This is a genomic window from Mycobacterium sp. SMC-2 (genome assembly GCF_025263485.1).
Classification (GTDB): domain Bacteria; phylum Actinomycetota; class Actinomycetes; order Mycobacteriales; family Mycobacteriaceae; genus Mycobacterium.
The window spans coordinates 163,968-181,612 of the sequence record NZ_CP079863.1; the positions used below are offsets into that span (position 1 = coordinate 163,968).

Below are 17,645 nucleotides of genomic sequence, written 5' to 3' on the forward strand. Positions count from 1 at the left end.
GTTTTTTCGCAACAGTTTCACGCTCGGCGCAAACGGCGGCCGCTAGGCGCCGTACACCGGGACCGGCGGGCGCGCCTTGGCGAGCAGGTCGGCGACGACGGGCCCGAGCTCCGCAGGGTCCCACTTCGCACCTTTGTCGATCTGCGGGCCGTGCGCCCAGCCCTCCGCGACCCGGATCTTGCCGCCCTCGACCTCGAACACCTTGCCGGTGACGTCACGGGATTCGGCGCTGCCCAGCCACACCACCAGCGGCGCGATGTTCTCCGGCGCCATCGCGTCGAAATCCTGGTCCTGCGTTGCCATCATCTCGGCGAAGACGGTCTCGGTCATGCGGGTGCGCGCCGACGGCGCGATGGCGTTGACAGTCACGCCGTACCGGCCCATCTCGGCCGCGCCGACGAGAGTCAGCGCCGCGATGCCCGCCTTGGCGGCGCTGTAGTTGCCCTGCCCGACGCTGCCCTGCAGGCCGGCACCGGAACTGGTGTTGATGATGCGCGCGTCGACGGTCTTGCCCTCTTTGGACAGCCCACGCCAGTACGACGCGGCGTGCCGCATCGTGGCGAAATGGCCCTTGAGGTGCACGGCGATGACGGCGTCGAACTCCTCCTCGCTGGTGTTGGCCATCATCCTGTCGCGCACGATGCCCGCGTTGTTGACCAGAACGTCCAGCCCGCCGAAGGTGTCGACGGCGGTCTGGATCAGGCCGGCCGATTCGCTCCAGTCGGCGACGTTGGATCCGTTGGCGACGGCTTCCCCACCGGCGGCGATGATTTCGTCGACCACGCCCTGGGCGGCGCTGCCCCCGCCGGCCGGTGAGCCGTCCAGGCCCACGCCGATGTCGTTGACCACCACGCGCGCGCCCTCGGCCGCGAAGGCCAGCGCATGCGCGCGGCCGATGCCGCCGCCCGCTCCGGTGACGATGACGACGCGGCCGTCAACCACTCCCATTGTTCGTGTCTCCTCTATTTGATCGCGTTGGCGTTGGTGGTGGCCAGATAGTGCGGCGGCTCGCCGCCGCCGTGCACCTCCAGCGAGGCGCCGCTGATGTAGGACGCCGCGTCGGACGCCAAAAATGCCGCGGCCCAACCGACATCCTCGGGCTGGGCCAGCCGACCCAACGGCACGTTCTTGGAGATCGCGGCGATGGACTCGGCGTCACCGTAAAACAGTTCGGACTGCTCGGTCTCGACCATGCCGACCACGCACGCGTTCACCCGGACCTTCGGGCCCCATTCCACGGCCAGTGTCTGCGTGAGGCTTTCCAGGCCGGCTTTGGCCGCCCCGTAGGCGCCGGTGCCGGGCGAGGGCCGTCGACCGCTGAGACTGCAGATGTTGATGATCGACCCGCCGCCGTCCTGGGTTTGCATCTTGTCATTCGCGTGTTGTGAAACCGACAGTGCGCCAATCAGATTGAGCTCGATGATCTTGCGGTTGAACTTCGCGCTGGACTCCGCGGTCAGCACGTAGGGCGAGCCGCCGGCGTTGTTGACCACCACGTCCAGCCGGCCGTGCTGGTCGACGATGGAGTCGATGAGCGCCTGCACGGCGTCGTCGTCGCGGACGTCGCAGGAGTGAAACTCATAGGGCAGGCCCTCGACGGGCCGCCGTGCGCAGGTGACGACCGTGGCGCCCTGCCCGGCGAAGACGGAGCTGATGCCGGCGCCCACCCCGCGAACCCCGCCGGTGACCAGAACCACCCGCCCGGCCAGCCCCAAGTTGATGGCGTCGGGTGCTGAGGCGCGGGTCACTGTGCTAGCGTACCAAGCAAGTGCTTGCTTAGGTAGTTGCCCCCGGAAGCCCCATAAGGAAGTGGCACCTTGCCCATCACATCGACAACCACCGAACCGGGCATCGTCGCGGTCACCGTCGACTTTCCCCCGGTCAACGCCATCCCATCGCGCGGCTGGTTCGAGCTGGCCGACGCCATCACGGCCGCCGGCCAGAACCCCGAGACCCACGTCGTCATCCTGCGGGCGGAGGGCCGCGGCTTCAACGCCGGGGTCGACATCAAGGAGATGCAGCGCACCGAGGGATTCACCGCGCTGATCGACGCCAACCGCGGCTGCTTCGCCGCCTTCCGCGCGGTCTACGAATGCCCGGTGCCCGTCGTTGCCGCCGTGAATGGGTTCTGCGTCGGCGGCGGCATCGGCCTGGTCGGCAACTCCGACGTCATCGTGGCCTCCGACGACGCCACCTTCGGGCTGCCCGAGGTCGAACGCGGCGCACTCGGCGCGGCCACCCACCTGTCCCGGCTGGTGCCGCAGCACATGATGCGGCGGCTGTTCTTCACCGCCGCCACGGTGGACGCCGCCACCCTGCACCACTTCGGCTCGGTGCACGAGGTGGTGCCGCGCGACCAGCTGGACGAGGCCGCGTTGCGGGTCGCGAGAGACATCGCCGCCAAGGACACCCGCGTCATCCGCGCGGCCAAGGAGGCGCTCAACCTCATCGACGTGCAGCGCGTGAATTCGAGTTACCGCATGGAACAAGGCTTTACGTTCGAACTCAATCTGGCCGGGGTCGCCGATGAACACCGCGATGCGTTCGCCGGTACGGCAAAGGGCAAGGACAAGTGACCGACAAGCGAACCACCCTCGACGAGGCCGTCGCGCAGTTGCGCAGCGGCATGACGATCGGCATCGGCGGCTGGGGCTCGCGGCGCAAACCGATGGCGTTCGTGCGGGCCATGCTGCGCACCGACGTCAAAGACCTGACGGTGGTCACCTACGGCGGGCCCGACCTGGGGTTGCTGTGCTCGGCCGGCAAGGTCAAGCGCGTCTACTACGGCTTCGTATCGCTGGATTCCCCGCCCTTCTACGACCCCTGGTTCGCCAAGGCCCGCACCAGTGGCGCCCTCGAGGCCCGGGAAATGGACGAGGGCATGCTGCGCTGCGGCCTGCAAGCCGCCGCGCAACGCCTGCCGTTCCTGCCGATTCGCGCCGGGCTGGGCAGCTCGGTGCCGGACTTCTGGGAGGGCGAGTTGCAAACCGTGACTTCGCCCTACAAAACGGACGGCGGGCACGAGACGCTGATCGCCATGCCGGCGCTGCGCCTGGACGCGGCCTTCGCGCACCTCAATCTCGGAGACTGCCGGGGCAATGCGGCCTACACCGGGATCGATCCCTACTTCGACGACCTGTTCCTGATGGCCGCCGACAAGCGCTTCCTGTCGGTCGAGCGCGTCGTCTCCACGGAGGAGCTGGTCAAGGCCGTTCCCCCGCAGGCCCTGCTGGTGAACCGGATGATGGTCGATTCCGTGGTCGAGGCGCCGGGCGGCGCCCACTTCACCACCGCCGCACCGGATTACGGCCGCGACGAGAAGTTTCAGCGGCACTACGCCGAGGCGGCCGCCACCGACGAGGGCTGGCAGGCCTTCGTCCAGACCTACCTGTCGGGCAGCGAGGACGACTACCAGGCGGCGGTCCGCGCGTTCGCAGAGGAGGGCTGAAAAGTGAGCAGCACCCGCGCCGAAGTGTGCGCCGTCGCCTGTGCCGAATTGTTCGCCGGAGCGGGCGAAATCATGGTCAGCCCGATGACGAACATGGCCTCGGTCGGCGCGCGGCTGGCCCGGTTGACCTTTTCACCGGACATCTTGCTGACCGACGGCGAGGCACAGCTGCTGGCGGACACGCCGGCTCTGGGCAAGACCGGACCCGTGGAGGGCTGGATGCCGTTCGGCCGGGTGTTCGAGACGCTGGCCTGGGGGCGGCGGCACGTCGTGATGGGCGCGAATCAGGTTGACCGCTTTGGCAATCAGAACATCTCGGCGTTCGGTCCGCTGCAACACCCGACCAGGCAGATGTTCGGCCTGAGGGGCGCTCCCGGCAACGCGATCAACCACGCGACCAGCTATTGGGTGGGCAACCATTCCAAGCGGGTGTTCTGTGCGGCCGTCGACGTGGTCTGCGGCATCGGCTGGGACAAGATCGACTCCGGCAATCCGGCGTTCCGCTTCGCCAACCCGTATCGGGTGGTGTCCAACCTCGGGGTGTTCGACTTCGGCGGGCCGGACCACAGCATGCGCGCCGTGTCCCTGCATCCCGGGGTGTCGCCCGGCGACGTCCGCGAGGCCACGTCGTTCGAGGTGCACGGCCTGGACGAGGCCGGCGAGACCAGGCTGCCGACGGAGGACGAGCTGCGCCTGATCCGCGAGGTGATCGATCCGAAGTCCCTGCGCGACAGGGAGATCCGTTGATGAGGTTGCGCACGCCGCTGACCGAGCTGGTCGGTGTCGAGCACCCGGTGGTGCAAACCGGGATGGGCTGGGTTGCCGGTGCCCGGCTGGTGGCCGCCACGGCCAACGCGGGCGGGCTGGGCATCCTGGCGTCGGCCACGATGACGCTGGACGAGTTGGCGACGGCGATCGGCAAGGTCAAGGCCGCCACCGACAAGCCGTTCGGGGTCAACATCCGCGCCGACGCCGCCGACGCAGGCGACCGCGTCGACTTGATGATCCGCGAGGGCGTGAAGGTGGCGTCGTTCGCCCTGGCGCCCAAGCAGGAGCTGATCGCCCGGCTGAAAGAGGCCGGTGCGGTGGTGATTCCGTCGATCGGCGCGGCCAAGCACGCGCGCAAGGTCGCGGCCTGGGGCGCCGACGCGATGATCGTGCAGGGCGGCGAGGGCGGCGGGCACACCGGACCCGTCGCCACGACGCTGCTGCTGCCCTCGGTGCTGGACGCCGTGCAGGGCACCGGAATCCCGGTGATCGCGGCGGGAGGATTCTTCGACGGGCGCGGGCTCGCGGCGGCGCTGAGCTACGGCGCCGCCGGGGTGGCGATGGGCACCCGTTTTCTGCTGACCTCCGACTCGACCGTGCCCGACGCGGTCAAGCGGCGGTACCTGGAGGCGGCGCTGGACGGCACGGTGGTCACCACGCGCGTCGACGGCATGCCGCACCGCGTGCTGCGCACCGGCCTGGTCGAGAGGCTGGAAAGCGGCTCGCCGGTAAGGGGTCTCACGGCGGCGGTGCGTAACGCGGCGAAGTTCAAGCACATGTCGCAGATGACCTGGCGGTCGATGATCCGCGACGGCCTGGCGATGCGCCACGGCAAGGAGCTGACCTGGTCGCAGGTGGTGATGGCGGCCAACACCCCGATGCTGCTGAAGGCCGGGCTGGTCGAGGGCAACACCGAGGCCGGGGTGCTCGCCTCCGGCCAGGTGGCCGGCATCCTCGAGGACCTGCCGTCGTGCGCCGAACTGATCGACTCGGTGGTGCGCGACGCGATCAAGCATCTGCAGGCGGCTTCGGCGCTCATCGAATCCGGCGACTAAAGACCCTGGCTTCGGCTCCGGCCCATGGGTCATCGTGGGGTCATGAGTGCGCTGCTACCCGAGACGTGGCCCAAGCCGTTGCTGGGCGCGATCCGCGTTTCCAACAGATACCTGCTCAACCCACTGATGTTGCGCCTGGCCGGCCGCAAGCATTGGTACGCATCGGTCGTCCATCACACCGGGCGACGGTCGGGCAAGCAGTACGCCACCCCGGTCGTGGCGGACCGGACGGACGGCGGGTTCGTCATACCGCTGCCCTACGGCACGGAAGTGGACTGGTTGCGGAACGTCCTTGCCGCGGGGCAAGCGACCATTTCCTCCCGCGGCGAGAGCTACGAGGTGGCGCAGCCCGAGATCATTGATGCGGCCGCGGCCCTGCCCATGCTGTCGGCCGATCGGCGACGCTCCTTCTCCCGGCTCGGCATCGAGCACTACCTGAGCGTGAAGGACAAGTAGCACCTCGACCTCGATGGCGGATTAAGCTTTCCTCTAAATTTTGGCCGAATGAAGCTATAATCTTCATATGATTGGAATGAAGGCTGAGCCTTCAATCTGCGCGACTTTGATCGGCGATGTCGTGGGATCCCGGCGGGCCGGCGACCGGCCCGCCCTGCATCGACGCGTCGCCACCGCCCTCAGCCAGGTCGCGGCCGGCGCGATCGCCCCGCCGTTCTTCACCGTGGGGGACGAGTTTCAGGGCAGCTACCCCACCCTTGGTGGTGCCATCGATGCGGCTCTGACCGTGCGGCTGCTACTTGCGCCCGAGATCGATGTCCGATTCGGGCTTGGATGGGGCGCGGTGACCATCCTCGATGCCGACGCGGGAATCCAGGACGGGCCCGGGTGGTGGACGGCCCGGGAGGCCATCCAGCAGACGGCGGAAGCCCAGCGGCAGCCCGGCCTCACGCTGGTGCGCACGATATTTCGGGCAGCCGCAGAGACGCGCGCCGACGTCGACGCGGTCAACGCGGCGCTGATTTGTCGGGACCATCTGCTTGGATCGCTCGATGAGAGATCGTTGCGGATCGTGAGGGGGCTGATGAGGGGCCAGACCAAAAAGGGGCTCGCCGCGGCCGAGGGCATCAGTCCGTCGGCGGTGTCACAGCGCGCGAGCCGCGACGGTTTGGACCTGATTGTCCTTGCCAGCCAATACCTTCGGGGCCTACCGTGAGCGCCGTCGCGGTCCTGCTTACGGCGTTCGGCATCGCCGACCTGTGTCGGCGAGCGGTCCGGGCGCCATGGGTCGCGCTGGCGGTCGGACCGGTCGTGGTGGCGGCGTTCTCGGCGCTGGGTACCCTGTGGCACGCCGGCGACATCCCACTGCTCGTCCTGGCGGCCGCATCGGTCGTCGCATGGGAATGGCTGTGCGCGCGCAGCGAACGCAGCGGCGGCCACCAAGGCGCGCCGCTGGCGGTGTTCGCCGCGGCGCTCACCCTGCTGACGCTGTTGTCCGGATGGTCGTCGGCGGTCAACGGCGCCATTGCGCGGTGGGTGGGCTGGGCGCACTTGCCATTCAGCCATGTCGCCCCCACCCGGCTGCTCATGATCGTCGGCGTGGTGCTGGTGCAGTTCGCGACCGCGAATCAGCTGGTGCGCCTGGTGCTCGGTTCAGTTGGAGCGGTGCGCCCGGCCGGTGAGCCGCAGCCGTCGGACCGGCTCAAGGGCGGGCGGCTGCTGGGCCCCATGGAGCGCCTGCTGATACTGAGCCTCGGTGTCGGCGGCCAGGTTGCCGCGGCCAGCGCCGTCGTTGCCGCCAAGGGCATCATCCGGTTTCCCGAGTTGAGCGCCCAGAAAGGCCGCAACGGCGAGGTCGGCATCGACGAGGTGACCGAGTACTTCTTGGTCGGCAGCTTCACCAGTTGGCTGCTGGCCCTCGGCGGGATCGGACTGGTGCTGGCGACCCCGTAATTGCAACGGCCAGACGGACCCTGAGCCGGCTAGAGCCGCTCGATGATGGTGACGTTCGCGGTGCCACCGCCCTCACACATCGTCTGCAGGCCATAGCGGCCGCCGACGCGCTCGAGTTCGTTGAGCATGGTGGCGAATAGCTTGGCGCCGGTGGCGCCCAGCGGGTGACCGAGCGCGATCGCGCCGCCATTGGGGTTGACCTTCTCCGGGTCGGCCTTGATCTCCTTGAGCCAGGCCATAACTACCGGCGCGAACGCCTCGTTGATCTCGACGGTGTCGATGTCGCCGATCGACAGCCCGGTCTTGTCCAGCGCGTAGCGGGTGGCCGGAATGGGCCCGGTCAACATCAACACCGGGTCGGCGGCGCGGGCGCTGATGTGATGGATGCGGGCCCGCGGGGTCAGCTTGTGGTCCTTGACCGCCTGCTCGGAGGCCAATAGCACCGCGCTGGCGCCGTCGGAGATCTGGCTGGCCATCGCCGCCGTCAGCCGCCCGCCCTCGACGAGCGGCTTGAGGCCGGCCATCTTCTCCAGTGAGGACTCGCGCGGGCCCTCGTCGACCCGGAACGGCCCGGATTCCGTTTCGATGGTGATGATTTCGTTGTCGAAGTGACCGGCGCGGATCGCGGCGAACGCACGCTCGTGGCTGGCCAGCGCGTAGCGCTCCATCTCTTCGCGCGACAGGTTCCACTTCTCGGCGATCATTTCCGAGCCGCGGAACTGAGAGATCTCCTGGTCACCATACCGGTGCAGCCACTGCTTGGATTCATTTGTGGGCGAGGTGAATCCGAATTGCTCGCCCACCGTCATCGCCGACGAGATCGGGATCTGGCTCATGTTCTGCACGCCCCCGGCCACGATGAGGTCCGCGGTGCCGGACATGATCGCCTGTGCGCCAAACGAAATCGCCTGCTGGCTGGAACCGCACTGCCGGTCCACGGTGACGCCGGGAACCTCTTCGGGGTAACCCGCGGCCAGCCACGAGAGCCGGGCGATGTTGCCGGCTTGGGCACCGATGGCGTCGACGCAGCCAGCGATCACGTCGTCGACGGCGGCGGGGTCGACATCGACCCGGTCGAGCAGTCCGCGCCACGCGTATGCGCCGAGGTCCAGGGGATGCACCCCGGCGAGCGATCCATTTCGCTTGCCAACCGCGGTACGCACAGCGTCGATGACGTACGCCTCAGCCATGGTGTCGCTCCTCCTCATCGCTTCGTCCCCCGCAAGCGGGCGGTCCCCCCACTGCATCGTCGCCGACACGTGCCATTGTCAGACTCCTTCTTTGGTAATCCCACCAAGAACGATGGCGAGGTATTGCTGACCCACTTGTTGTGCGGTGAGGGGTCCGCCGGGCCGATACCAGCGCACCGACACCCACGTGGTGTCGCGAATGAAACGGTAGACGAGGTCGACGTTGAGGTCGGGCTGGAAGTAGCCCTCGTCGATGCCCTGGTTGATCACCTCGACCCACATCTTGCGTTGCTGCCGGTTCATGTCCTCGATGTAGGAGAACCGGGGCTGCGACAACAACCGTTGGGCCTCGTCCTGATAGATGACGACCTGCGCGTGCCGATGTTCGATCGCCTCGAACGACGCCATGAACAGCCCCTTGAGCCGCTCCAAGGGGTTGGTTTCGCTCTCCACGATCTCGCGGTAGCGGTTGAACAACCAGTCCAGGAAGCTGCGCAGCACCTCGTCGACCATCTCCTCCTTGGAGGAGAAGTGGTGATAGAGGCTGCCGGACAGGATGCCGGCGCTGTCGGCTATGTCGCGGACGGTGGTGGCGCGCAGGCCTCGCTCGGCGAACATGGTCGCGGCGAGCTCTAACAGCTCGTCACGGCGGGTGTTGGCCTGACCGGCCACTCGGTCCATCCGGCCAGAATATCAACCAAGCGCTTGCTTGGCTAGCGAGGCACTCACGGGTGCTGGCTGGACACCGAGATGACCTCGCCGGTGAGGTAGCTGGAGTAGTCGCTGGCCAGGAACGCGATGGTGGCCGCGACCTCCCACGGCTCGGCGGCCCGCCCGAACGCTTCACCGGCCGACAGCCGGTCGAGGAGGTCGGCCGAGGTCGTCTTGTCCAGGAATTTGTGGCGGGCGATGCTCGGGGACACCGCGTTGATCCGCACCCCGTATTCGACGGCTTCGATTGCGCTACAACGGGTTAACGCCATCACACCCGCCTTGGCCGCGGCATAGTGCGACTGCGAGTGCTGCGCCCGCCAGCCCAGAACGCTCGCGTTGTTGACGATCACCCCGCCGTGGCCCGCCTCCCGGAAGTACCCCAGCGCCGCCCGGGTGGCCCGGAACACCGACGACAGCGTCACGTTCAGGACGCGGTCCCACTCCTCGTCGGTCATGTCGACCACCGGGGTCTGACCGCCCAGCCCGGCGTTGTTGACCAAAACGTCGAGCCGGCCCATCCGCGCGGTGGTCGACGCGATCAGCGCGTCCACCTGCACGCTGGACGTGACGTCGCAGAGCACGCTCTCGACTCGGCCCAATCCCAGCGCGGACAGTTGGTCGGCGGTCTCCCCCAGCCGTCGTTCGTGGTGGTCGGACACCACCACGTCGGCGCCCTCCACCAGGGCGCGGCGCGCCGTCGCCGAGCCGATACCGGTGCCCGCCGCCGCGGTGACGACGACCACCTTGCCTTGCAGAAGCCCATGTCCGGCAACCTCTTTCGGAGCTTCGGACAGGCTCATCCCTTTACCTCCCGGGGCAGGCCGAGCACGCGCTCGGCGATGATGTTGCGCTGGATCTCGTTGGATCCGCCGTAGATGGTGTCGGCGCGGGTGAACAGGAACAACCGCTGCCATTCGTCGAATTCGCCGTCGGTCATCGTCATCGAAGGCTTGCCGATTACGTCCATCGCCAACTCCCCGAGAGCGCGATGCCAGTTGGCCCACAGCAACTTCGACACGTTGTCCTGGCCGGGCTGCTCAACGTCCATGGTGGCCAGCGCATACGAACGCATCGCGCGCAACCCCGTCCACGCCCGGGTCAGCCGCTCGCGGATGAAGGGGTCGTCGGCGGCGCCGTTGCGCCGGGCGAGGTCGGCCAGGTTGGAAAGCTCACGGGCGTAGCGGATCTGCTGGCCCAGCGTCGATACGCCGCGCTCGAAGGTCAGCGTGCCCATGGCGACCCGCCAGCCGTCGCCGGGCTGGCCGACCACCATCGAAGCATCGGTGCGGGCGTCGTCGAAGAACACCTCGTTGAACTCCGCGGTGCCGGTGATCTGGACGATCGGGCGGACCTGCACGCCCGGCTGATCCAACGGCACCAGCAGATACGACAGCCCCGCGTGCCGCTTGGAGCCCTTCTCCGTGCGCGCGACCACGAAGCACCACTGCGACAGGTGGGCCAGCGACGTCCACACCTTCTGGCCGTTGATCACCCACTGGTCGCCGTCGAGTTCGGCGGTGGTCGCCACGTTGGCCAGGTCGCTGCCGGCGCCGGGTTCGGAATAGCCCTGGCACCAGAGCTCGGTGACGTCGAGGATCCGCGGCAGGAAGCGCTGCTGCTGCTCGGGTGTGCCGAAGGCGATCAGCGTCGGGCCGAGCAACTCCTCGCCGAAGTGGTTGACCTTGTCCGGGGCGTCGGCGCGGGCGTACTCCTCGTAGAACGCCACCCGGTGCGCGGTCGAAAGTCCACGGCCGCCGTGTTCCACCGGCCAGCCCAGACAGGTCAGACCGGCCTTCGCGAGATGCTGATTCCACGCCAGCCGCTCTTCGAACGCCTCGTGCTCGCGCCCGGGCCCACCAAGGCCCTTGAGAGCTGCGAATTCGCCGACCAGATTGTCGGCGAGCCAACCGCGGACCTCCGCCCGGAACTCCTCGACGCCCTGCATGCCCTGTAGGCTAACCTACCAAGCACTTGCTTTGTTAGAGAGGCAATGATGACCGACGATCCGCGCACCGTGCCGGCGGCGCTCGATCGTTTGGCGCAGCAAATTCCCGACCACGACGCGCTGATCACCGAGGAGCGCTCCTTCACGGCTGCCGCCCTGCGCGCCGAGGTGCACCGGGCCGCCGCGGCGCTCATCAGCCTCGGCGTGCAAGCCGGCGACAGGGTGGCGATCTGGTCGCCCAACACCTGGCACTGGGTGGTCGCCTGCCTGGCGATCCACCACGCCGGCGCGGCCATGGTGCCGCTGAACACCCGCTATACCGCCGAAGAAGCCGCCGACATCCTGGTCCGCACCCGTGCGCCCGTGCTGTTCGCGATGGGCAGGTTCCTCGGCAACGATCGCGTCGCCGACCTTGATCGCGACGCCCTGCCGGCGCTGCGGCACATCGTCCGAATCCCGATCGAGGCAGCCGACGGAACGTGGGACGACTTCACCGACCGCGGCTCCCACCCGGAAGCCGTAGCCGCGGTCGCCGCCCGTGCCGCCGCCGTCACGCCGGACGACGTCAGCGACATCCTGTTCACCTCCGGCACCACCGGCCGCAGCAAAGGGGTGCTCTGCGCGCACCGGCAGTCGTTGTCGGCCTCGGCGTCGTGGGCCGCCAACGGCAAGATCACCAGCGACGACCGCTACCTCTGCATCAACCCGTTCTTCCACAACTTCGGTTACAAGGCGGGCATCCTGGCCTGCCTGCAGACCGGCGCCACGTTGATCCCGCACCTGACGTTCGACCCGTTGCACGCGCTGCAGGCGATCGAACAACACCGCATCACCGTGCTTCCCGGGCCGCCCACCATCTACCAGACCCTGCTGGACCATCCGGCCCGCAAGGATTACGACCTGAGCTCGCTGCGGTTCGCGGTGACGGGCGCGGCCACCGTGCCCGTCGTGCTGGTGGAGCGCATGCAATCCGAACTCGACATCGACATCGTGCTGACCGCCTACGGGCTGACCGAGGCCAACGGCATGGGAACCATGTGCCGCGCCGACGACGACGCGGTCACCGTCGCCACCACGTGCGGGCGCCCGTTCGCCGACTTCGAATTGCGCATCGACTCAAGCACTCCCGGCCAGCCGGGAGAGGTGCTGCTGCGCGGGCCCAACGTGATGCTGGGCTACCTCGACGACCCGGACGCGACCGCGGCCGCGATCGACTCCGAGGGCTGGCTGCACACGGGCGACATCGGCGCCGTCGACGCGGCCGGCAACCTGCGCATCACCGACCGGATCAAGGACATGTACATCTGCGGCGGATTCAACGTCTACCCCGCCGAGGTCGAGCAGGTGCTGGCCCGGATGGAGGGGGTGGCCGACGCCGCGGTCATCGGAGTCCCCGACGAGCGGCTCGGCGAAGTCGGCCGCGCCTTCGTGGTGACCCGGCCCGGCGCCGGCCTGGACGAGCAATCCGTGATCGCTTACACCCGTGAGCATTTGGCGAACTTCAAGGCGCCGCGGTCGGTGCGGTTCGTCGATGCGTTGCCGCGCAACCCGGGCGGCAAGGTGGTCAAACCACAACTGCGGGAGCTGGCCTGATGGATCTGGAATTGGACGAAGCGACCCTGGCCTTTCAGGCCGAGGTCCGGGAATTCTTGTCGGCCAACGCCGAATCGATCCCGACGAAGTCCTACGACAACGCCGAAGGGTTCGCGCAGCACCGGCACTGGGACCGCGTGCTGTTCGACGCCGGGCTGTCGGTGATCACCTGGCCGAAGAAGTACGGCGGTCGCGACGCGCCGCTGCTGCATTGGGTGGTGTTCGAGGAGGAGTACTTCCGCGCCGGCGCCCCGGGCCGGGCCAGCGCCAACGGCACCTCGATGCTGGCGCCGACACTGTTCGCGCACGGCACCGAAGAGCAGCTGGACCGCATCCTGCCGAAAATGGCCAGTGGCGAACAGATCTGGGCGCAGGCGTGGTCGGAGCCGGAGTCCGGCAGCGATCTGGCCTCGCTGCGGTCCACCGCGACCGAGACCGACGGCGGCTGGCTGCTCAACGGCCAGAAGATCTGGAGTTCGCGCGCGCCGTTCGCCGAAATGGGCTTCGGGCTGTTCCGGTCGGACCCGGAGGCCGAGCGGCACAGCGGCGTGACGTACCTCATGTTCGACCTGAAGGCCAAGGGCGTCACGGTGCGGCCCATCGTCCAGCTGGGTGGTGATACCGGCTTCGGCGAGATCTTCCTCGACGACGTGTTCGTCCCCGACCGAGACGTGATCGGCACCCCGAACGACGGCTGGCGCGCCGCGATGAGCACGTCGAGCAACGAGCGCGGCATGTCGCTGCGCAGCCCGGCCCGCTTCCTGGCCGCGGCCGAGCGGCTGGTGCGGCTGTGGAAAGACCGCGGCTCGCCTGCGGCATTCGCCGACCGGGTGGCCGATGGCTGGATCAAGGCGCAGGCCTATCGGCTGCAGACCTTCGGCACGGTGACCAGGCTGGCCGCCGGCGGTGAGCTTGGCGCCGAATCGTCGGTGACCAAGGTGTTCTGGTCCGACCTCGACGTCGACCTGCACCAGACCGCGCTCGACATCCTCGCCGCCGACGGCGAGCTCGCCGGCGCCTGGACCGACGGCCTGCTGTTCGCGCTGGGCGGCCCGATCTACGCCGGCACCAACGAGATTCAGCGCAACATCATCTCGGAGCGGCTGCTGGGCCTGCCGCGCGAGAAGTCCGGGGGCAAGAAATGAAATTCGCGCTAGACGAACAGCAGCGCGACTTCGCGGCCAGCATCGACGCCGCGCTCGGGGCGGCCGACCTGCCGGCCGCGATCCGCGCGTGGTCCGCCGGCGACACGGCGCCGGGACGCAAGGTGTGGGGGCAGCTCGCCGACCTCGGCGTCACAGCGCTGGCGGTCCCCGAGAAGTTCGACGGCATCGAGGCGCATCCGGTCGACCTGGTGGTCGCGATCGAACGCCTGGGGCGCTGGTGTGTGCCCGGCCCGGTGGCCGAATCCATAGCCGTCGCACCGGTTTTGCTCGCCGCTGACGAACGCTGCGCCGCGCTGGCCTGCGGCGAAATGATCGCCACCGTCGCGCTGCCGCCGCATACGCCGCGGGCGGTGGACGCCGACACGGCCGGGCTGGTGCTGCTGGCCACCGGCGACGGTGCCGCCGAGGCCGCCCCCGGCGAGCGGCACCAGTCCGTCGACCCCAGCCGGCCACTCTACGACGTGACCGCGACAGGGCAGGCCTGGCAGGCAGACGTCCAGCGCGCGTACGAATTCGGGGCGCTGGCCACCGCCGCGCAACTGGTCGGGGCCGCCGAGGCGCTGCTACGCGGCACCGTCGACTACGCCAAGCAACGGGCGCAGTTCGGCCGCGTGATCGGTTCGTATCAGGCGATCAAGCACAAGCTCGCCGACGTGCACATCGCGATCGAGCTCGCCCGTCCGCTGCTGTACGGCGCGGCATTGTCGTTGGAGGCCCGCGATGTCAGCGCGGCCAAGGCGGCGGCGTCCGAGGCGGGCCTGCTGGCGGCGCGTTCGGCGCTGCAGACCCACGGTGCCATCGGGTTCACCCAGGAAAACGACCTGTCCCTATGGTTGCTGCGGGTGCAAGCATTGCGTTCGGCCTGGGGTACTCCCGAGGCGCATCGGCGGCGAGTGCTGGAGGCGCTGTGACTGAAGAGCGGGAGATGCTGCGGGAGACCGTCGCGGCGCTGGTGGCCAAGCACGCGAACCCCGCCGCGGTGCGCGCGGCGATGGAGTCCGAGCGCGGCTACGACGAGTCGCTGTGGCGGCTGCTGTGCGAGCAGGTCGGCGCCGCCGCGCTGGTCGTCCCCGAGGAATTGGGCGGCGCGGGCGGCGAATTGACCGATGCCGCAACCGTTTTGCAAGAGCTGGGCCGCGCCCTGGTGCCTTCCCCGCTGCTCGGCACCACGCTGGCGGAGCTGGCGCTGCTGGCCGCGCCCGAGCCGGACGCGAAGACACTGGGTGAGCTCGCCGAGGGTACCTCGATCGGCGCGTTGGTGCTCGACGCCGACTACGTGGTCAACGGCGGCATCGCCGACGTCGTGGTCGCCGCCACCGACGGCCGGCTGGTTCGGTGGACGCGGTTCAGCGCGCAACCCGTCGCCACCATGGACCCGACCCGTCGGCTCGCGCGGGTCGAGGCGGAGGAGACCGAGACGATCGGCGCCGATCCCGGCCTCGCCGACACCGCGGCCATCCTGCTGGCCGCCGAGCAGATCGGCGCCGCCGAGCGCTGCCTGGAGCTGACCGTCGAATACACCAAGAACAGAGTGCAATTCGGCCGGCCCATCGGCAGCTTCCAGGCGCTCAAACATCGCATGGCCGACCTGTACGTCACGATCGCCGCGGCGAAGGCCGTCGTGGCCGACGCGTGCAACGAACCCACCCCGACCAATGCGGCCACCGCGCGCCTCGCCGCCACCGAGGCGCTGTGCACCGCGGCCGCCGAAGGCATCCAGTTGCACGGCGGAATCGCGATCACCTGGGAACACGACATGCACTTGTATTTCAAACGCGCCCACGGCAGCGCGCATCTGCTCAGCACACCGCGACAAGTGCTCGCGCGACTCGAGGCCGAGGTGCTCGAGACGTCGTGAACGACCATGTCGCGCGGCGCGCCGCCATCCCCCCGTTCTATGTGATGGACGTGTGGCTGGCGGCCGCCGAACGCCAGCGCAGCCACGGCGACCTGGTGAACCTGTCGGCCGGCCAGCCGAGCGTGGGCGCGCCCGAGCCGGTGCGCGCCGCCGCGGCCGCCGCCCTGCACCTCAATGAACTGGGTTACAGCGTGACGCTGGGCATTCCCGAGCTGCGCGCGGCGATAGCGGCGGATTACCAACGGCAGCACGGACTTCGGGTCGAACCCGACGATGTGGTGGCCACCACCGGTTCCTCCGGCGGATTCCTGCTAGCGTTCCTGGCGTGCTTCGACGCGGGTGATCGGGTGGCGCTGGCCAGTCCTGGCTACCCGTGCTATCGAAACATCCTGTCCGCGTTGGGATGTGAGGTGGTCGAGATCCCCTGCGGGCCGCAGACCCGTTTCCAGCCGACCGTGCAGATGCTCGCCGAACTCGACCCGCCGCCCCACGGCGTCATCGTCGCCAGCCCGGCGAATCCGACCGGGACCGTGATAGCGCCATCCGAGTTGGCAGCCATCGCCTCATGGTGCGAGGCGTCCGGTGTGCGGCTGATCAGCGACGAGGTTTACCACGGCCTGGTCTACGAGGGCGCGCCGCGGACCAGCTGCGCCTGGCAGACATCGCGAGACGCCGTGGTGGTCAACAGCTTTTCGAAGTATTACGCGATGACCGGCTGGCGGCTGGGCTGGATGCTGGTGCCGCCCGCGCTGCTGCGGGCGGTGGACCGCCTGACCGGCAACTTCACCATCTGCCCGCCGGTGCTCTCGCAGATCGCCGGGGTGGCGGCCTTCACCCCGGAGGCGACCGCCGAAGCCGACGGCAACCTGCACCACTACGCGACCAACCGCGCGCTGCTGCTGGACGGGCTGCGCCGCATCGGCATCGACCGACTCGCACCCACCGACGGCGCGTTCTACGTTTACGCCGACGTCTCGGCCCACACCACGGACTCGATGGCGTTCTGCTCGAAACTGTTGAACGACACCGGCGTTGCCATCGCGCCGGGGATCGATTTCGACACGACACACGGCAATTCGTTCGTGCGGCTGTCGTTCGCCGGGCCTACGGGCGACATCGAAGAGGCGCTGCGGCGGATCGGTTCCTGGCTCTAGGCGTCCAGGATCTTGTCGAGGCGAGCCTCGAGTGCGCCGCGCTCGCCGACGTCGCACACGTTGACGCCGAACCGCTCGCTCAGGGTGTCGACCACCGCCGCCGCGTCGTCGAGGCGGATCTTCTCGCTGCCGTCAGCGCGATGGATGGCCAGGTTCCGGCCGGCCAGGTTGATTCGGGCGTCGTCGGTGACGCGCGCGGCCGTCAGGCCGGTCACGAAGTGCGACGTGGGGTGCGTCGAGACGAACCAGCTGCCCACTTCCAGGTCGATGCCGGGCGCGGTCCGGGTGCTGAACTCATAGAGGGGTTGCCACTCGCCGCGGAGCTGGGCCTGCAGGACCAGGCCGTCACCGCGGTCCTCCAGCCGGTAGGGCTCGTGCGTTGTCTGCTGGACGGTGCCGGTCTCGATGCGCAGCGGCGAGGTTGGGGTCTGCCCGCCGAAACCCACGTCGACGAGGTACGAACCGTGGGAGCCCGGGAACGTCACCGCCAACGCGGTGTGGGTCTGCGGCGGCGACGGCGCGTCGGGCGGCCGCATCCAGACCACCCGGCCGGCCAGGCGCCGCACCCGGAAGCCGAGCTCGGCGAGCACGTATCCCATCAAGCCGTTCTGCTCGTAGCAATAGCCGCCGCGGCCCCGGTGGACCAGCTTGCGGGCGAGGGCTCCCGCGCTCAGGTCGTCGACCGGTACCCCCATCACCGGATCGAGGTTCTCGAAGGGAATCGCCTTGGTGTGGGCGCTCACCAAGGCCTGCAGTACCTCGAGGTTGGCCGCCGCGGCTCCGCCATAGCCGATCCGATCGAAGTACTCGCCCACGTCCAGCGTCATAGACCCATTCTGCTGCCAA

Annotated in this window: 19 protein-coding genes and 1 pseudogene; 12 read left to right on the forward strand and 8 right to left on the reverse strand. The window is 68.7% G+C overall.

The genetic code is table 11. From position 1 onward, the window contains the following. Positions 1-42: 42 nt before the first annotated feature. Positions 43-948 carry an SDR family oxidoreductase gene (locus KXD96_RS00855; RefSeq protein WP_260742331.1) on the reverse strand — a complete coding sequence of 302 codons (906 nt, stop codon included), beginning with the start codon at positions 946-948 and terminating at the stop codon, positions 43-45. Between the two features lie 14 nt (positions 949-962). Continuing rightward, complete coding sequence (locus KXD96_RS00860; protein ID WP_396877693.1) at positions 963-1,748, reverse strand: SDR family oxidoreductase; 786 nt, start codon at positions 1,746-1,748, stop codon at positions 963-965. A 69-nt stretch (positions 1,749-1,817) separates the two neighbouring features. Between KXD96_RS00860 and echA20 the strand changes: the two genes are divergently transcribed. From echA20 to KXD96_RS00895, 7 genes are all read left to right on the forward strand, one after another. Then, positions 1,818-2,576 carry a (7aS)-7a-methyl-1,5-dioxo-2,3,5,6,7,7a-hexahydro-1H-indene-carboxyl-CoA hydrolase gene (gene echA20, locus KXD96_RS00865; RefSeq protein WP_260742332.1) on the forward strand — a complete coding sequence of 253 codons (759 nt, stop codon included), beginning with the start codon at positions 1,818-1,820 and terminating at the stop codon, positions 2,574-2,576. Further along, positions 2,573-3,448: a cholesterol ring-cleaving hydrolase subunit IpdA gene (gene ipdA, locus KXD96_RS00870; RefSeq protein ID WP_260742333.1), complete on the forward strand. Its 876-nt coding sequence runs from the start codon at positions 2,573-2,575 to the stop codon at positions 3,446-3,448. The genes echA20 and ipdA overlap by 4 nt, the downstream gene beginning before the upstream one ends. A gap of 3 nt (positions 3,449-3,451) precedes the next feature. Then, a complete protein-coding gene (gene ipdB, locus KXD96_RS00875) occupies positions 3,452-4,195 on the forward strand; it encodes a cholesterol ring-cleaving hydrolase subunit IpdB (RefSeq protein ID WP_260742334.1) in 744 nt (247 codons plus the stop codon). Then, complete coding sequence (gene ipdC, locus KXD96_RS00880) at positions 4,195-5,271, forward strand: (3aS,4S,5R,7aS)-5-hydroxy-7a-methyl-1-oxo-octahydro-1H-indene-4-carboxyl-CoA dehydrogenase (protein ID WP_260742335.1); 1,077 nt, start codon at positions 4,195-4,197, stop codon at positions 5,269-5,271. Before ipdB ends, ipdC begins: the two co-directional genes overlap by 1 nt. Positions 5,272-5,313: 42 nt before the next feature. Then, positions 5,314-5,727: a nitroreductase family deazaflavin-dependent oxidoreductase gene (locus tag KXD96_RS00885; RefSeq protein ID WP_260742336.1), complete on the forward strand. Its 414-nt coding sequence runs from the start codon at positions 5,314-5,316 to the stop codon at positions 5,725-5,727. 67 nt (positions 5,728-5,794) lie between these two features. Beyond that, positions 5,795-6,442, forward strand: a complete 648-nt coding sequence (locus KXD96_RS00890; RefSeq protein ID WP_260742337.1) for a SatD family protein — start codon at positions 5,795-5,797, stop codon at positions 6,440-6,442. Further along, positions 6,439-7,179, forward strand: a complete 741-nt coding sequence (locus KXD96_RS00895) for a hypothetical protein (protein ID WP_260742338.1) — start codon at positions 6,439-6,441, stop codon at positions 7,177-7,179. The genes KXD96_RS00890 and KXD96_RS00895 overlap by 4 nt, the downstream gene beginning before the upstream one ends. Before the next feature lie 29 nt (positions 7,180-7,208). Here the strand turns inward: KXD96_RS00895 and fadA6 are convergent, their stop codons facing one another. The 5 genes and pseudogenes from fadA6 to ipdE1 all read right to left on the reverse strand — a co-directional run bounded on the left by fadA6 (position 7,209) and on the right by ipdE1 (position 11,028). Further along, on the reverse strand, positions 7,209-8,369 hold the full coding sequence (gene fadA6, locus KXD96_RS00900) for a steroid 3-ketoacyl-CoA thiolase FadA6 (RefSeq protein ID WP_260742339.1): 1,161 nt from the start codon (positions 8,367-8,369) through the stop codon (positions 7,209-7,211). Further along, a pseudogene (locus KXD96_RS28690) lies at positions 8,362-8,484 on the reverse strand (hypothetical protein); the annotation flags it as partial. The gene fadA6 and the pseudogene KXD96_RS28690, both read right to left, overlap by 8 nt. Then, entirely contained in the window at positions 8,448-9,050 is a 603-nt protein-coding gene (gene kstR2, locus KXD96_RS00905; RefSeq protein ID WP_260742340.1) for a TetR family transcriptional regulator KstR2, read from the reverse strand. The pseudogene KXD96_RS28690 and the gene kstR2, both read right to left, overlap by 37 nt. A gap of 44 nt (positions 9,051-9,094) precedes the next feature. Next, the gene (gene ipdF / locus KXD96_RS00910; RefSeq protein WP_260742341.1) at positions 9,095-9,883 is read right to left on the reverse strand and encodes a (5R,7aS)-5-hydroxy-7a-methyl-1-oxo-2,3,5,6,7,7a-hexahydro-1H-indene-carboxyl-CoA reductase; all 789 of its coding nucleotides are present in this window, start codon (positions 9,881-9,883) and stop codon (positions 9,095-9,097) included. Further along, positions 9,880-11,028, reverse strand: coding sequence for an acyl-CoA dehydrogenase IpdE1 (gene ipdE1 / locus KXD96_RS00915; protein WP_260742342.1), 1,149 nt, complete (start codon positions 11,026-11,028; stop codon positions 9,880-9,882). The genes ipdF and ipdE1 overlap by 4 nt, the downstream gene beginning before the upstream one ends. A gap of 48 nt (positions 11,029-11,076) precedes the next feature. On the opposite strand from ipdE1, the gene fadD3 reads away from it, so the two are divergent. From fadD3 to KXD96_RS00940, 5 genes are read left to right on the forward strand one after another with little or no spacing between them, the layout of a single operon-like run. After that, positions 11,077-12,621, forward strand: coding sequence for a 3-((3aS,4S,7aS)-7a-methyl-1,5-dioxo-octahydro-1H-inden-4-yl)propanoate--CoA ligase FadD3 (gene fadD3 / locus KXD96_RS00920; RefSeq protein ID WP_260742343.1), 1,545 nt, complete (start codon positions 11,077-11,079; stop codon positions 12,619-12,621). Then, positions 12,621-13,766 (forward strand): acyl-CoA dehydrogenase family protein, encoded by a 1,146-nt coding sequence (locus KXD96_RS00925; RefSeq protein WP_260742344.1) that lies wholly within the window; start codon positions 12,621-12,623, stop codon positions 13,764-13,766. The genes fadD3 and KXD96_RS00925 overlap by 1 nt, the downstream gene beginning before the upstream one ends. Beyond that, positions 13,763-14,698, forward strand: coding sequence for an acyl-CoA dehydrogenase family protein (locus tag KXD96_RS00930; protein ID WP_260742345.1), 936 nt, complete (start codon positions 13,763-13,765; stop codon positions 14,696-14,698). The genes KXD96_RS00925 and KXD96_RS00930 overlap by 4 nt, the downstream gene beginning before the upstream one ends. A 14-nt stretch (positions 14,699-14,712) precedes the next feature. Then, on the forward strand, positions 14,713-15,645 hold the full coding sequence (locus tag KXD96_RS00935; protein ID WP_260745576.1) for an acyl-CoA dehydrogenase family protein: 933 nt from the start codon (positions 14,713-14,715) through the stop codon (positions 15,643-15,645). Further along, the gene (locus KXD96_RS00940; RefSeq protein WP_260742347.1) at positions 15,642-16,799 is read left to right on the forward strand and encodes a pyridoxal phosphate-dependent aminotransferase; all 1,158 of its coding nucleotides are present in this window, start codon (positions 15,642-15,644) and stop codon (positions 16,797-16,799) included. Before KXD96_RS00935 ends, KXD96_RS00940 begins: the two co-directional genes overlap by 4 nt. Here KXD96_RS00940 and KXD96_RS00945 read toward each other — a convergent pair. Further along, positions 16,796-17,626 (reverse strand): arylamine N-acetyltransferase, encoded by an 831-nt coding sequence (locus tag KXD96_RS00945; RefSeq protein ID WP_260742348.1) that lies wholly within the window; start codon positions 17,624-17,626, stop codon positions 16,796-16,798. The two genes, KXD96_RS00940 and KXD96_RS00945, sit on opposite strands and share 4 nt — an antisense overlap. Positions 17,627-17,645: the final 19 nt, after the last annotated feature.

Bases quoted from the DNA above. Each gene is read 5' to 3' on its own strand.
- KXD96_RS00855 (WP_260742331.1), bottom strand. From the start codon at position 948: ATGGGAGTGGTTGACGGCCGCGTCGTCATCGTCACCGGAGCGGGCGGC.
- ipdC (WP_260742335.1), top strand. From the start codon at position 4,195: ATGAGGTTGCGCACGCCGCTGACCGAGCTGGTCGGTGTCGAGCACCCG.
- KXD96_RS00885 (WP_260742336.1), top strand. From the start codon at position 5,314: ATGAGTGCGCTGCTACCCGAGACGTGGCCCAAGCCGTTGCTGGGCGCG.
- KXD96_RS00890 (WP_260742337.1), top strand. From the start codon at position 5,795: ATGATTGGAATGAAGGCTGAGCCTTCAATCTGCGCGACTTTGATCGGC.
- fadA6 (WP_260742339.1), bottom strand. From the start codon at position 8,369: ATGGCTGAGGCGTACGTCATCGACGCTGTGCGTACCGCGGTTGGCAAG.
- kstR2 (WP_260742340.1), bottom strand. From the start codon at position 9,050: ATGGACCGAGTGGCCGGTCAGGCCAACACCCGCCGTGACGAGCTGTTA.
- ipdF (WP_260742341.1), bottom strand. From the start codon at position 9,883: ATGAGCCTGTCCGAAGCTCCGAAAGAGGTTGCCGGACATGGGCTTCTG.
- ipdE1 (WP_260742342.1), bottom strand. From the start codon at position 11,028: ATGCAGGGCGTCGAGGAGTTCCGGGCGGAGGTCCGCGGTTGGCTCGCC.
- fadD3 (WP_260742343.1), top strand. From the start codon at position 11,077: ATGACCGACGATCCGCGCACCGTGCCGGCGGCGCTCGATCGTTTGGCG.
- KXD96_RS00925 (WP_260742344.1), top strand. From the start codon at position 12,621: ATGGATCTGGAATTGGACGAAGCGACCCTGGCCTTTCAGGCCGAGGTC.
- KXD96_RS00930 (WP_260742345.1), top strand. From the start codon at position 13,763: ATGAAATTCGCGCTAGACGAACAGCAGCGCGACTTCGCGGCCAGCATC.
- KXD96_RS00935 (WP_260745576.1), top strand. From the start codon at position 14,713: ATGCTGCGGGAGACCGTCGCGGCGCTGGTGGCCAAGCACGCGAACCCC.
- KXD96_RS00945 (WP_260742348.1), bottom strand. From the start codon at position 17,626: ATGACGCTGGACGTGGGCGAGTACTTCGATCGGATCGGCTATGGCGGA.